The 14,351-nt window shown below is 53.1% G+C and carries 13 protein-coding genes; all 13 read left to right on the top strand.

The features are described 5' to 3' along the window. Nucleotides 1-104 precede the first annotated feature (104 nt). From mraZ to FIT99_RS10660, 13 genes are read left to right on the top strand one after another with little or no spacing between them, the layout of a single operon-like run. Nucleotides 105-551 carry a division/cell wall cluster transcriptional repressor MraZ gene (mraZ, locus tag FIT99_RS10720; protein WP_140004278.1) on the top strand — a complete coding sequence of 149 codons (447 nt, stop codon included), beginning with the start codon at nucleotides 105-107 and terminating at the stop codon, nucleotides 549-551. Then, nucleotides 548-1,537 carry a 16S rRNA (cytosine(1402)-N(4))-methyltransferase RsmH gene (rsmH, locus tag FIT99_RS10715; protein ID WP_140004277.1) on the top strand — a complete coding sequence of 330 codons (990 nt, stop codon included), beginning with the start codon at nucleotides 548-550 and terminating at the stop codon, nucleotides 1,535-1,537. The genes mraZ and rsmH overlap by 4 nt, the downstream gene beginning before the upstream one ends. Before the next feature lie 11 nt (nucleotides 1,538-1,548). Next, nucleotides 1,549-1,827: a cell division protein FtsL gene (gene ftsL / locus FIT99_RS10710; protein ID WP_140004276.1), complete on the top strand. Its 279-nt coding sequence runs from the start codon at nucleotides 1,549-1,551 to the stop codon at nucleotides 1,825-1,827. Between the two features lie 19 nt (nucleotides 1,828-1,846). Beyond that, complete coding sequence (locus FIT99_RS10705; RefSeq protein WP_140004275.1) at nucleotides 1,847-3,580, top strand: peptidoglycan D,D-transpeptidase FtsI family protein; 1,734 nt, start codon at nucleotides 1,847-1,849, stop codon at nucleotides 3,578-3,580. Next, entirely contained in the window at nucleotides 3,577-5,007 is a 1,431-nt protein-coding gene (locus tag FIT99_RS10700) for a UDP-N-acetylmuramoyl-L-alanyl-D-glutamate--2,6-diaminopimelate ligase (RefSeq protein ID WP_140004274.1), read from the top strand. Before FIT99_RS10705 ends, FIT99_RS10700 begins: the two co-directional genes overlap by 4 nt. Next, nucleotides 5,004-6,368 (top strand): UDP-N-acetylmuramoyl-tripeptide--D-alanyl-D-alanine ligase, encoded by a 1,365-nt coding sequence (locus FIT99_RS10695; RefSeq protein WP_140004273.1) that lies wholly within the window; start codon nucleotides 5,004-5,006, stop codon nucleotides 6,366-6,368. The genes FIT99_RS10700 and FIT99_RS10695 overlap by 4 nt, the downstream gene beginning before the upstream one ends. Nucleotides 6,369-6,376: 8 nt before the next feature. Continuing rightward, nucleotides 6,377-7,480, top strand: a complete 1,104-nt coding sequence (gene mraY, locus FIT99_RS10690) for a phospho-N-acetylmuramoyl-pentapeptide-transferase (protein WP_140004272.1) — start codon at nucleotides 6,377-6,379, stop codon at nucleotides 7,478-7,480. 28 nt (nucleotides 7,481-7,508) lie between these two features. Further along, entirely contained in the window at nucleotides 7,509-8,879 is a 1,371-nt protein-coding gene (murD, locus tag FIT99_RS10685) for a UDP-N-acetylmuramoyl-L-alanine--D-glutamate ligase (protein ID WP_140004271.1), read from the top strand. Then, complete coding sequence (ftsW, locus tag FIT99_RS10680) at nucleotides 8,864-10,030, top strand: putative lipid II flippase FtsW (protein WP_140004270.1); 1,167 nt, start codon at nucleotides 8,864-8,866, stop codon at nucleotides 10,028-10,030. The genes murD and ftsW overlap by 16 nt, the downstream gene beginning before the upstream one ends. Continuing rightward, nucleotides 10,027-11,127 carry an undecaprenyldiphospho-muramoylpentapeptide beta-N-acetylglucosaminyltransferase gene (gene murG / locus FIT99_RS10675; protein ID WP_140004269.1) on the top strand — a complete coding sequence of 367 codons (1,101 nt, stop codon included), beginning with the start codon at nucleotides 10,027-10,029 and terminating at the stop codon, nucleotides 11,125-11,127. Before ftsW ends, murG begins: the two co-directional genes overlap by 4 nt. Then, a complete protein-coding gene (gene murC / locus FIT99_RS10670) occupies nucleotides 11,124-12,518 on the top strand; it encodes a UDP-N-acetylmuramate--L-alanine ligase (protein WP_140004268.1) in 1,395 nt (464 codons plus the stop codon). Before murG ends, murC begins: the two co-directional genes overlap by 4 nt. Continuing rightward, nucleotides 12,515-13,420, top strand: coding sequence for a UDP-N-acetylmuramate dehydrogenase (gene murB / locus FIT99_RS10665; RefSeq protein ID WP_140004267.1), 906 nt, complete (start codon nucleotides 12,515-12,517; stop codon nucleotides 13,418-13,420). The genes murC and murB overlap by 4 nt, the downstream gene beginning before the upstream one ends. Then, nucleotides 13,417-14,349, top strand: coding sequence for a D-alanine--D-alanine ligase (locus tag FIT99_RS10660; RefSeq protein WP_140004266.1), 933 nt, complete (start codon nucleotides 13,417-13,419; stop codon nucleotides 14,347-14,349). The genes murB and FIT99_RS10660 overlap by 4 nt, the downstream gene beginning before the upstream one ends. Nucleotides 14,350-14,351: the final 2 nt, after the last annotated feature.

Below are 14,351 nucleotides of genomic sequence, written 5' to 3'. Positions count from 1 at the left end.
AGCACTTTTATTTTATCTATAGTGTGCAAAAGGGTGATTTTGTGTTGAATTGTGGGAAATTTCTCCTGCTTTTAATCAAAACGAGTGGTTAGGGATCATATTTCATGTTTCGCGGGGCGGTACAGATAAGTTTGGATGCTAAGGGGCGGCTGAGTGTGCCGGCCAAGCATCGTGACGCCCTGACCGCCGGTGGGCAGGGCGAAGTGGTGCTCACGGCGCATCCGCATCGCTGCCTGATTTTGTATCCGAAAACAGCTTGGGAACCGATTGAGACCAAGCTCACCAGTTTGTCCAGTTTTAATCCTCAAACCAGTGGTATTCAACGCATGATCGTGGGTCAGGCAGATGTGATGCATCTGGACTCGGCGGGCCGTTTGTTGGTGAATGCCGTACTGCGCAAGTTTGCCAAGCTCGATAAGGATGTGATGATGGTCGGGCAGGGCAGTCACTTTGAATTGTGGGATCTGGCGGCATGGGATCAGCAATTGGAGAGTCTGATGGCGACCGACCAGTTGCAGATACCGCAAGAGCTAGAAGGATTCTCGCTATGACGTCGGGCGCGAAGTCAGCGCCCGCGTCCTTGACGGAAACGTCAGAGTCACCAGTCGCCGCCAGTCATATCACCGTGATGCTGCATGAGGCGGTCGATGCGCTGAACGTGCAATCAGATGGCATCTATGTCGATGGTACTTTTGGTCGTGGTGGACATAGCCGCCGCATACTTTCCAAGTTAGGTAGTCAAGGGCGCCTGATCGGCTTAGACCGTGATCTGGCGGCAGTAGCGCATGGGCGGACGATCGCCGATGCGCGTTTTAGTATGGTGCATGCGCATTTTTCATCTATGGCCGCAGTGCTTGATGAGATGGGCGTGCGAGCGGTGGATGGCATTTTGCTCGATTTGGGCATTTCATCGCCGCAGATTGATGAAGGGGTGCGCGGGTTCAGTTTCCGTTTCGACGGGCCTTTGGATATGCGCATGGATCAAAGTCGTGGCAAAACTGCGGCAGAGTGGTTGGCGACGCTGACTGAAAAACAATTGGTTGAGGTGATTCGAGATTATGGTGAAGAACGGTTTGCTAAGCAGGTTGCAAGGGCGATTGTTAAAGAGCGCGAAGATGGGCATGCCATCACCACTACAGGGCAACTTGCCAAGGTCGTGGCAGGTGCCATCCCCAAGATTGAGCCGGGCCAGAACCCTGCAACGCGCACATTTCAAGCTCTACGGATTTTCGTCAATCAAGAGCTTGAGGAGCTCTCGCTAGTGCTGCCAGATTGTTTAAAGCTGCTGCGTCCGCAAGGGCGGCTAGCGGTGATCAGCTTTCACTCGTTGGAAGATCGCATCGTCAAACGCTTTATTCAGTCAGAAGTGGATAGGGATAACTTACCTGCAGGCTTGCCGGTGCGCGCTAGCGAATTGCCGCAGCCACGCATGCAGGCGATTGGTCGGGCCAGCAAGCCAAGCGCGGCTGAGGTGGCGGCGAATGTGCGATCACGTAGCGCAGTGTTGCGTGTGGCTGAACGTACTACGGTGCAATAAACGATCACCTCATGATTCGGCTGAATTTGATTTTATTTGCATTAACCATCGTCTTAGCGCTAGGCGTGGTGACCGCGCAATACAAGGCGCGAAAATTGTATTTTGAGTTGGATCGTCAGGCCGTGTTGACCAAGCAATACATGACGGAATATGACCAGTTGCAAATTGAGCAGAGTACTTGGGCCATGCATTCACGGTTGGAGGAGTTCGCAACCACGCGTTTACATATGCATAGCCCGAGCATGCAACAGACGCAGGTGATCATGGTGGATGTGCCTTCAGCACCCTAACCGGAATCACTGCGAATACATGGTTATGTTACTGAAAGAGAGTCAACACAAGCTGGTGAAGTTGCCAGCCTGGCGCCGTCGCATGCTGCTGGTGTTGATGTTGTTGAGTTTTGTCTTGTTGCTGGGGCGCGGATTTTATCTGCAGACCTTGCACAAGGATTACCTGATTAAAAAAGGCGAGGCATTTTCTCGGCGCAAAGTGGTGTTGATGCCACATCGCGGCAAGATTTATGACCGTAACTTTAAACCATTGGCGATTAGTTTGCCGGTGGAGTCGGTGTGGGCTAACCCGACAGATGTGCAGATTTCTGTCGGGCAGTTAAAGCAAATGTCTAGCTTGCTCGACATGCAGACCAAAGAATTGCAACAAAAGCTGCAAAAAAAGAAAAAAGAATTTGTTTTTATTAAACGGAGAGTGGCGCCCGATGTGGCAAAACAGGTGATGGCGATGAAGGTACCCGGTGTGTTCAGTCAAAAAGAATACAAACGCTTCTACCCCGCGGCAGAAGTGACGGCGCATATCGTCGGTTTCACCGGGGTGGATGATACCGGCGTTGAGGGCATGGAGCTCTACCGCAATCACGTGTTGTCAGGAAGTGCTGGCAAACGCGATTTTGTGCGCGATCGCAAAGGCCATGTGGTGGAAGACCTGGTGGCCGTCAAATTGCCGCACGATGGGCAAGACTTAGTGCTGAGCATAGACCGTACGGTGCAATATGTGGTGCACAGAGAGTTGTCTCGCGCCGTTGAAAAACATAAAGCCAAAGCGGCGGCAGCGGTTGTGCTTGATGCCAAAACTGGCGAGGTATTGGCGCTGGTGAATATTCCGACTTACAACCCGAATAATCCAGTGAATGTGGCCAGCAAGCTACGTAACTCGGCCATCGTCAACATTTTTGAGCCTGGCTCGACCATGAAGCCAGTGACGGCGGCGGCGGCGATGGAGTTTGGCCCCTACCAGCCCGATACTAAAATTCAGACAGCGCCCGGTTATCTGCGCATTGGCACCGCCACCATTCATGACGCGCACCCTAACCAAGTGTTAACCGTATCTCAGGTGATCCAAAAGTCTTCAAATGTCGGTTCGGCCAAAATGGCGCTCGATTTAAACCGCGAGCAGTTATGGAACACCTATGTGCAACTCGGCTTTGGCTCGACAACCAAGATTGGCTTCCCGGGCGAAGCTTCTGGCAAGGTACGTGATTACAAAACTTGGCGTCCGATTGAGCAGGCCACCATGTCCTATGGCCATGGTATTAGCGTAACGCTGTTGCAATTGGCGCGCGCCTATACCGTGTTTGCCAATGAGGGTGAGTTATTGCCGGTCACATTAACCAAGCTTTCCGAGCCGCCAGTGGGGCGCCAAGTGTTTTCTGCCAAGGTGGCAAACGCGGTTAAAGACATGCTTGAACTGGTGGTGCAACCCGGGGGCACGGCTTTGAAGGCGCAAGTGACTGGTTATCGCGTGGCAGGTAAAACGGGCACTGCGCACAAATTGGGCGAGCATGGCTATGAGCATGACAAATATGTGGGCTCGTTTGTTGGCATGGTGCCGGCCTCGAATCCACGCCTCATCATGGCTGTGATGATTGATGAGCCCAGCAATGGCGAATACTACGGGGGCAGCGTCGCGGCACCCGTATTCAGTGCGGTGATGAATGACGTATTGCGTATGCTGGTGATTCCACAAGACGGCAACGCATTGCCGGTCGCGCCACCGGCGGATGCCGCCGAAGTAAAGGAGGCGATGTGAGTAAATACATTATTCCAGCCCCGGTGCACGGCATCACAGCGGATAGTCGCCAAGTCGAAAAGCATGGCTTATTTTTGGCTTATCCCGGTCAGCACAGCGATGGTCGCGACTTTATTCAAGACGCGATTGCCAAGGGTGCAAATACCGTGATTTGGGATAATCAGGGCTTTGATTGGGATCCAGCTTGGCAAGTACATAACATCGCCATTGCCGACCTGAAATCGCAGGTGGGTCACATTGCGAGCCAGTTTTACAAAGAGCCTTCTGAGCAAATGTGGTGCATCGGCGTCACCGGGACGAACGGTAAAACCACGGTGACACATTGGTTGGCACAGGCCTATCGATTTTTGCAGCAGAAAGCGGCTGTGATCGGCACGTTGGGCAATGGTGCACTGGACGATTTGCAGCCCACGCAAAATACCACGCCGGGACCCGTAGAGCTGCAAAAAATGCTCGCCACCTTTGTGCTGGATCAAGTGCGCACTGTGGCGATGGAAGTTTCCTCACATGGACTCGATCAGGGGCGGGTGAATGGGGTGGCGTTTGACGTCGCCGTGTTGACCAACATCACGCGTGATCATCTCGATTACCACCTGACCATGGAGGCCTATCAGGCGGCCAAGCGCAAATTATTTGATTGGCAAACGCTCACGGCCGCGGTGATTAATGCGGATGATGCCTTCGGTTTGGCACTCATCGAAGATACGCGCAAGCAAGGCAAAAAAGTATTGAGTTATGGGCTGCATCAGGAGGCGGATGTCTGTGCAACGGCCGTCACCATGCATGCCACCGGTTTTGAAATTCAGGTGCGTACTGCACAAGGCACTGGAGAAATTCAGTTACATGCGCTTGGGCAATTTAATGTTTACAACGCGTTGGCGGTATTGACCTGCTTGTTAGCACATGACGTGGCATTGCCAGCTGCGTTGCAAGCGGTATCCGGATTGGTACCAGTGGCTGGGCGCATGCAAATGTTTGGCGGTGGCGATTTGCCCTTGGTGGTGGTCGATTATGCGCATACACCAGATGCCTTAGAGAAGGCGCTGCAGACGCTACGTATTCAAGCCCGTGGCAAGTTGAGCTGTGTGTTTGGCTGTGGCGGTGATCGCGATAGTGGCAAACGCAGCGAGATGGGCCGAATCGCTGATGCACTGGCCGATAGCGTCGTGCTTACCAATGATAATCCACGCAGTGAAAACCCTTATGCAATTATCGCCGCGATCGCTGAAGGCATGACACAGGAAGCGACAGTTGAAATAGATCGCGCCAAAGCGATTGCCTTGGCCGTGAGTCAGGCAAGCAAAGGTGATGTGGTATTGGTCGCTGGCAAAGGCCATGAGGATTATCAGGAAATGCAAGGCATTCGCTATCCATTTAGCGATGCTGATTGGGTACAAAGCGCTCTGAAAAAGAGGGCGAAAGCATGATTGCGCTATCCGACATCGCAACAGTGTTGCACGGTACTTTGCAGGGTGAAGATGTCACGGTGACGTCGGTCGATACAGACAGTCGTCGTGCGCAGCCCGGACAATTGTTTGTCGCATTGCCGGGCGAAAAGTTTGATGGACATGACTTTTTATCGCAAGTGGCTACGCAAGGCGCAGTGGCTGCCTTGGTGAGTCGGCCGGTAGATAGTCCTCTGCCAACCGTGCTGGTCAAAGATACGCGATTGGCATTGGGTCAGTTGGCCAGTTGGTGGCGTCAGCAGTGGGCATTGCCGCTGATAGCAGTGACTGGCAGCAATGGCAAAACCACCACCAAAGAAATGATTGCCGACATTCTGCAAGTGCATAGTGGCCGCGCGGACGCGGTGTTGGCCACTGCCGGTAATTTTAATAATGACATCGGCATGCCGCTGACGTTGTTGCGTTTGCGTCCCACCCATCGTCATGCCGTGATCGAAATGGGCATGAATCATTTAGGTGAGATTGACTACCTGACGCGCCTGGCCTGCCCAGATGTGGCTGTCATCAACAATGCAGGCACTGCCCATATTGGGGAACTGGGTTCGCGTGAAAACATTGCCAAAGCCAAAGGCGAGATTTTCGCAGGCTTGCGCAGTGATGGCGTTGCGGTAATCAATGCCGATAGTGCTTTTGCTGACTACTGGCGCGGCTTGAATACCGCTAGACGGGTGGTGACGTTTGGGCTGGATGCAAATGCAGATGTGCGTGGCGTGATGTTGGATGCTGCGTCTAGCTTTACATTGCATTATCAACATCAGGCTGTGCAAGTCACATTGGCTGTGCCCGGTGTGCATAACGTGATGAATGCACTCGCTGCGGCGGCAACCAGTCTGGCAGCTGGCGTGCCTCTGGCAGACGTGGGGCTGGGTTTGCAACAGTTTGCCGGGGTCAACGGGCGTTTACAAAAAAAGACTGCGGCCAATGGTGCAGTCGTGATTGATGACACTTACAACGCCAACCCTGACTCCATGCGCGCGGCGCTAGAGGTGCTGAAAAATGCGGGCCAGAACACCTTATTTGTGATGGGCGACATGGGGGAGCTTGGCGCTGATGCTGAAGACATGCATGCACAAATAGGCCGGTATGCCAAAACGTGCGGGGTGAACAAGTTATATGCATTGGGCAAGTTCACACAAGCGGCGGTGCAGGCATTCGGCCAGCCAGCGCAACATTTTGCCACGTTGGAGACGTTGTTAGCCGCTTTGCAGGCAGAAATGCAAGCCGACGACGTGGTGTTGGTAAAAGGCTCGCGCTTTATGCAAATGGAGCGCGTAGTAAATGCGTTAGTGGCGTTGCAAACCACTGATATAGGGGCGGAATAGGAAAGCATATGTTATTTGAACTGACAAAATGGCTGGCAACGGATGTGCATGGGTTTCATGTGTTTAATTACATCACCTTTCGTGCGGTGTTGGCCACGCTCACGGCCTTAGCCATTTCTTTCATGGTTGGGCCAGCCATGATCCGTAAGCTCACGGAGTATAAGGTTGGCCAAGCGGTACGCGATGATGGCCCGCAAACACACTTGGTGAAGGCCGGTACGCCCACCATGGGCGGCGCTTTGATCTTGGTCGCCATTTCAGTATCCACCTTGCTGTGGGGCAATCTACATAACCGTTTTATTTGGGTAGTGTTGATTACCACGCTCGGCTTTGGTGCAGTTGGCTGGGTCGATGATTACCGCAAAGTAGTCTACAAAAATCCTAAAGGCTTATCTGCTAAAGAAAAATATTTTTGGCAAAGTGTGGTGGGTTTGGGCGTCGCAGCTTTTTTATATGCCACCGCTACCACACCTGTTGAAACCACACTGATCGTGCCGTTCTTTAAGCATTTGGTGTTTCCACTGAGCGCTGCTGGCTTTATTGCTCTGACCTATTTGGTGGTTGTCGGCAGCAGTAATGCCGTGAATTTGACCGATGGTCTGGATGGATTGGCAACCTTACCGACAGTCATGGTCGGCAGCGCCTTGGCGATCTTTTCTTATGTTGCCGGTCATGCCGTGTTTTCAAAATATCTCGGTATTCCTTATGTTGCCGGCGCCAGTGAGCTGATGGTATTTTGCGCTGCCATGGCAGGTGCGGGGTTGGGATTTTTATGGTTTAACGCCTATCCGGCAGAAGTGTTCATGGGGGATGTCGGCGCATTAGCGCTAGGGGCAGCCTTAGGCGTCGTCGCGGTGATCGTGCGCCAAGAAATTGTCCTGTTCATTATGGGCGGGGTGTTTGTGATTGAAACCTTCTCGGTGGCTGCGCAAGTGCTCTATTTCAAATACACCAAAAAAATGACCGGGACCGGGAAACGTATTTTTCTGATGGCGCCATTGCACCACCACTATGAACAAAAGGGCTGGAAAGAAACGCAAGTGGTGGTGCGATTCTGGATCATCACCATGATGCTGGTACTGGTGGGCTTGTCCACCTTGAAATTGCGGTAACAGACAGAGAGACGAATCAGGCATCACCATGAAGAAACACTTTGAAAAACAGCGGATCGCGGTATTGGGACTGGGTGACACCGGCTTCTCTGCTTTGCGCTGGCTGCGCCAAATGGGCGCTGAAGTGGTGATGTTCGATTCGCGGCTGCACCCGGCAGGACAGAATCATCTGCAAGAAGCCTTCCCTGAGGTGGAGTACCACCTCGGGCCATTTAACTTCGCATTATTGTCGACGATGGATTTGATTGTTGCCAGCCCTGGCGTGTCGCTTAAAGATCCCTGCCTGGTGCAGTTGATGGCGCAAGGCAAGTATGTGGTGGGCGATGTTGAGTTGTTTGCCCGTTTTCGTGCGCCTTATGCAAAGGTGATTGCCATTACCGGTTCTAACGGTAAAACCACGGTCACCACATTGGTCGGCGAGATTTGTAAACAAGCCGGATTGAACACGATCGTCGCTGGCAATATTGGGCTGCCCGTGCTGGATACATTGCAGATGTCAGCCCCCGATGTGTATGTGTTGGAATTGTCCAGTTTTCAGTTAGAGACCCTGCATCAGTTGCAAGTGGATGCAGCAACGATTCTTAACCTGTCTGAGGATCACATGGATCGTTATGACAGCATGGAAGAGTATGCCCAAGCCAAGGCACGCATTTATAAGCATGCGCGGCTGGCGGTGGTGAATCGTGACGATCCCGTCAGTGCGGCTTTGGCAGGGCAGTTGCCTCAAGTATCTTTTGGCGTGAACCCTTCGCCGACCATCAATGATTATGGCCTGAATGAAGCGGGTTGCCTGTGTGCCGGTCATCGGCATTATATTGAAGCGGACAGCCTGCAAATTCGTGGCAAGCATAATATTGCCAACGCGCTGGCAGCGATTGCACTGACACAGGCGATCGGCATCGACAAGGTGTCGATTCTGAATACCGTGAAATCTTTTAGCGGCTTGCCACATCGCGTTGAGTGGGTGGCGAGCATTGACCAGATCGATTTTTATGACGACTCCAAAGGCACCAATGTCGGCGCGACTTGTGCGGCCATCAGCGGCATGCTCAAGCAGGGCAAGCCACAAAAGGTCGTGCTGATTGCGGGCGGTGATGGCAAAGGTCAGGATTTCACACCTTTGCGTGAAGCTGTCTTGCATCATGCCAGAGCGGTGGTGTTGATCGGACGCGATGCACCAAAAATTCAGCATACTTTGCAAAACTTACCCGTCTCTATTGTGGATGCCGTTGATTTACCAGCTGCGGTGCACATTGCGAAAACATTGGCAGAAGCAGGCGATGCCGTCTTGCTGTCACCGGCCTGCGCCAGTTTTGACATGTTCCGTAACTATGAACACCGCGCCGAAGTCTTTGTCGAGGCTGTCAAAGCCATGGAGGCCGCATGCTTGGCCCGTTAATGATGAATCGTGAGCGTTATAACTCGCCGAGCTACGATATGTCGTTGCTGTGGGTGGTGTTGTCTTTGCTGGCGTTTGGCATGGTCATGGTGTATTCGGCATCAATTGCCTACGCGGATTCGAGCAAAATGTTTGGCCATAACAGCATCTACTTTTTGTTGCGTCAGGCTTTGTATATCGCCGTTGGCTTGGTGGCGGCGGTCATCGTCTTTCAAGTGCCCATGGCGTGGTGGCAGAAAATGTCGCCTTATTTGTTCATTCTGGGCATCGTCTTGTTGATCATGGTGTTGATTCCCGGTATCGGCAAAGTCGTTAATGGTAGCCGTCGCTGGATCTCATTGCTGGTGATGAACCTGCAACCGTCTGAGTTAATGAAGTTATTTATTGCCATGTATGCCTCCGATTATGCTGTCCGCAAAGCAAGCAATATGCACAGCATTAAAAAGGGCTTTTTGCCCATGCTGGGGGTGATGGTGTTTGTGGGCGTATTGCTGTTAAAAGAGCCCGATTTTGGCGCCTTTGCCGTGACCGCCTCCATTGCGTTTTCGATCATGTGGTTGGGTGGCGTCAATCTCAAAGTGTTTATCGCAATGCTAGGAGCGTTGCCATTGGCGGTGTTCGGCCTCGTGGTGATGGAGCCCTACCGCCTAGAGCGCATGAAAGGCTTTTTGAATCCGTTTGATGATCCGTTTGATACCGGATATCAGTTGTCGCATGCCTTGATCGCGTTTGGTCGCGGTGAATTTTGGGGCGTAGGACTCGGCGGTAGTGTTGAGAAATTATTGTACTTGCCCGAGGCGCATACCGACTTCTTGCTGGCCGTGGTGGCCGAAGAGCTCGGCTACATTGGGGTTTTAGTGGTGGTCTTGCTGTTCGCATGGTTGGTCATTCGCGCGTTTAGCATCGCCAAAGAAGCAGTCGCGAATGAGCGTTATTACGCAGCTTTGCTGGCGCAGGGGATTGGTGTCTGGATGGGCGTGCAGGGCTTCATCAATATGGGCGTAAATATGGGGCTGCTACCCACCAAAGGCCTGACTTTGCCACTGCTCTCGTATGGTGGCAGCGGAATTCTGGCCAATTGTATTGCGATGTCAGTGCTATTGCGCATTGATTTTGAGAACCGTCGTTTGCAGAAGGGTTTGCAAACATGAGCCAACAATACACATTAATGGTGATGGCGGGCGGCACCGGTGGACATGTTTACCCCGCCATGGCAGTCGCCGATGCGTTGCTGGCAGCAGGATGGAAGATCGTCTGGCTGGCGACTGAAGGCGGCATGGAAAATCGCTTAATTGCAAACAAACCCTACGACAAAGCCATGATGACCATGCAAGGCGTGCGCGGTAAAGGCTGGTTAGGTTGGCTGACATTGCCAGTGAAATTGGCGCGCGCGTTTGCACAAGCCCGCGCTGCAATCAAGCAGCATCAACCAGATGTTGTGCTAGGCATGGGCGGTTTTGCGGCTTTTCCGGGGGGTGTGATGGCAAAACTATCCGGCCTGCCTTTGGTGATTCATGAGCAAAACTCGGTGGCTGGCCTGACCAATAAAGTGCTGGCCCGCCTGGCTGATCGGGTATTGACCGGTTTTCCGGGCGCATTAGGTGTGCGCGGTGAAATGGTGGGTAATCCAGTCCGCGAGATGATTACAACGTTACCTGTGCCTGAGCAGCGGTTTGCTACACATCATGGGGCCTTACGCATATTGGTGGTGGGCGGCAGTTTGGGTGCCGTGGCGTTAAATACCTTAGTCCCGCAGGCATTTGCAACGCTACCAGTGCAAGCGCGGCCACAGATTATTCATCAAGCCGGTGAAAAACAATTCGAGGCCTTGAAAAAAGCCTATGCCGAGGCTGGCGTGGCGGCAGATTGCCGGGCCTTTATTCACGACATGGCAGAGGTCTACGCATGGGCCGATTTGGTGATTTGTCGTGCAGGCGCATTAACCGTGGCTGAACTCGCCAATGTTGGCGCGGCCAGCATTTTAGTGCCGTTCCCTTTCGCCGTAGACGACCACCAGACCACTAACGCCGCCTATCTACAGCAAGCAGGGGCCGCTTTGTTGATTCAGCAACGCGATCTCGATGTGGCGAAATTAGCCGCCACCTTGCAAACACTGGATAGAGCAAGCTGTTTGGCCATGGCGTTGAAAGCGCGTGCACTGGCTAAGCCGCAAGCCACCCAAGAGGTTGCGGCATGTTGCCAACAATTGGCCTCCAACCATTACAACAAGAAACAACGTGCAGCATGAAACATAAAGTTAAAAAAATTCACTTTATCGGCATCGGCGGTTCAGGCATGAGTGGCATTGCTGAAGTATTGCTCAACTTGGGCTTTGAAATCAGCGGCTCTGATTTGGCGAGCAATGCCACCACTAAACGTTTGCAAGGTTTTGGGGCGACGGTGTTTCAAGGCCATGCGACTGAGCATCTCAATCATGCCGATGTAGTGGTGGTCTCGAGCGCAATTAACGAAGAAAACCCAGAAATTATCGCGGCCCGCGCCCGCAAGGTGCCGGTGATTCCGCGTGCGGTCATGCTGGCTGAACTGATGCGATTCAAACAAGGCATTGCCGTGGCAGGCACACATGGCAAAACCACAACCACCAGTTTGATCGCCAGTATTTTGGCTGAAGCTGATATGGACCCGACGTTTGTGATTGGTGGCAAGTTAGAGGCCGCCAGTGCCAATGCGCGCTTGGGCACTGGGGAGCTGATCGTGGTCGAAGCCGATGAGTCTGATGCCTCGTTCTTACATTTGAATCCGATTTTGGCGGTGGTGACCAATATCGACCAAGATCACATGGATACCTACGAGCACAGCTTTGACAAACTCAAAACGGCTTTCGTTGAGTTTTTGCAGCAGATTCCGTTTTGGGGCATGGCGGTGTTGTGCATAGACGACGCCAATGTGCGTGAAATTTTACCGCGTGTGACCCGCCCGGTGACGACCTATGGCACCCATGAAGATGCCGCCATTCGCGCTGAAAACATCGTAGCTGACCACGGCAAAATGCATTTCACGCTGATTCGTAAAAATGGGGTGACTTTGCGCAATGAAATCACACTTAACCTACCTGGACATCATTATGTGTTGAACGCATTGGCGGCGATTGCCATTGCAACCGAACTCAATGTGCCGGATGCGGCAATCGTGAAAGCCTTGGCTGAATTTAGAGGCGTGGGTCGTCGCTTTGAGCGTTACGGCGAGGTCCCCGTGCATGGTGGCCACTTTACTTTGGTAGATGATTACGGTCATCACCCGATTGAAATGCAAGCAGTGATTGCTGCCGCCCGTGGCGCTTTCCCAGATAGACGGTTGGTATTGGCTTTTCAGCCGCACCGCTATACCCGCACGCGCGACTGCTTTGAAGATTTCGTCAAGGTGCTGTCAACCGTCGATGCCTTATTGCTCACCGAGGTCTATTCGGCTGGTGAGGCACCGATTGTCGCTGCAGATACACGTAGCCTGATTCGCGCGATCCGCGTCAACGGTAAGGTTGAACCGCGTTTTGTTGAGACCACTGATGCGCTACCTGCGTCGATTTTAGAAAGCGTGCAGCCGGGTGACGTGGTGGTGGTGATGGGCGCTGGCAGTATTGGTAGCGTGGCTGCAAAAACCAAGGAGCTGGCAAGCCTATGAGCGCGTCAGTCATCCATCAGACAGGGTTGCAAGTGTTGCAACACGAGCCATTAGCGCGCTACACCAGTTGGCGTGTTGGCGGCCCGGCGGATCGTCTGGTATTGGCGCAGCGGGTAGAGGATTTGCAGCAATTTTTGCAGCAACTGCCCGCCAGTGAGCCGCTGACCTTTATCGGCTTGGGCAGCAACCTGTTGGTGCGTGATGGCGGCGTGCGAGGCACGGTGGTGGTCATGCATCAAGCCTTGCAAGCGTTAGCCATGGAGGGTGACCGCGTATACGCGGATGCTGGCGTCACTTGCGCAAAGTTGGCGCGCTTTGCGGCAAGCCAAGGGCGTGTTGGCGCTGAGTTTATGGCGGGCATTCCAGGCACGGTGGGTGGTGCATTGGCGATGAATGCCGGTTGTTATGGCGGCGAGACTTGGCAATGGGTCGATGAAGTGAAAACAATTAATCGGGCGGGCGTGGTGCAAGTGCGCAGCCGCCATGAATACCAGCCAAGTTACCGCCAAGTGGCGCATCCTGCCGCAGACGAATGGTTTTTAGGCGGCTGGTTTGCGATGCCGTCTGGCGATGGCAAAGCTTCTGCAACGCAGATTAAACAATTGCTGGCCAAGCGTTTGGCTAGCCAGCCACTGAATATGCCGAGTGCGGGCTCTACTTTCAGAAATCCTGAAGGGGACTTTGCTGCCAGATTGATTGAAGCATCAGGTCTGAAGGGTGCCGTGATCGGTGGCGCGCAGATCTCTGAAAAGCATGCCAACTTTATTGTCAATCTCGGGCACGCCAGTGCGGCTGACATTGAAGATTTAATGGCGCACGCGAAAGCAATCGTGCTTGAAAAGCAGGGTGTGACGTTGCACCAAGAAGTAAAAGTCATTGGGGAAGGTGTTTTAGCGGTATGAGTGTTGATCAAAAATCTTTTGGCAAAGTGGCTGTGTTATTTGGCGGCCGGTCTGGCGAGCGTGCTGTTTCGCTCAAGAGCGGCGCCGCTGTGCTGGCAGCCCTGCAACGTCAGGGGTTAGATGCCCACGCGTTTGATCCCGCCAACCAACCGCTGTCTGATCTGAAAGCCTTTGACCGCGCGTTTATTGCCTTACATGGTCGCTATGGTGAGGACGGCACGATACAGGGCGCACTCGAACTGATGGATATTCCTTACACCGGTAGCGGGGTGATGGCCTCTGCGCTGGGTATGGACAAGTGGCGGACCAAGCTGTTATGGACCGCCGCCGGCGTGACTACGCCTAACTATGTACTGATGGATGACAGCACCCACGCTGAAAATGTCGTCACAGCGCTTGGCTTGCCATTGTTTATAAAACCCGCCAATGAGGGCTCCAGCATCGGCGTGAGCAAGGTGAAACAGGCCGGGGATGTGATGGCGGCGTATGCGCTGGCTAAACAGTCTGATCCACTGGTGATTGCAGAACAATTTGTTGGCGGCGGAGAGTACACCGTCGGCATTTTAGGTGAGACCGCTTTGCCTATCGTGCGCATCGTGCCTAAAAACGAATATTACGATTATGAAGCCAAATACTTGCGTGATGACACGGCGTATTTGTGCCCATGCGGCTTGGCTGCCGAGCAGGAAAAACAGATTCAAGCCGACGCCCTGCAAGCCTTTAAAGTACTGGGTTGCCAAGGCTGGGGCCGCGTCGATTTTTTAATGGATGCCGCGGGTAAACATTATTTTTTAGAGGTGAACACGAGTCCGGGGATGACTGACCATAGTTTGGTGCCGATGGCGGCCAAAGCGGCGGGCTTGGATTTTGAGGCGCTGGTGATTCGCATTTTGCAACAAACCTTATCTACGGACGCACGGAGCGCATAAGC

Source organism: Methylophilus medardicus (genome assembly GCF_006363955.1).
GTDB lineage: Bacteria > Pseudomonadota > Gammaproteobacteria > Burkholderiales > Methylophilaceae > Methylophilus > Methylophilus medardensis.
The sequence above is the reverse complement of the archived record's forward strand: the minus strand, read 5'-3'. Positions and strand labels throughout refer to the sequence as shown.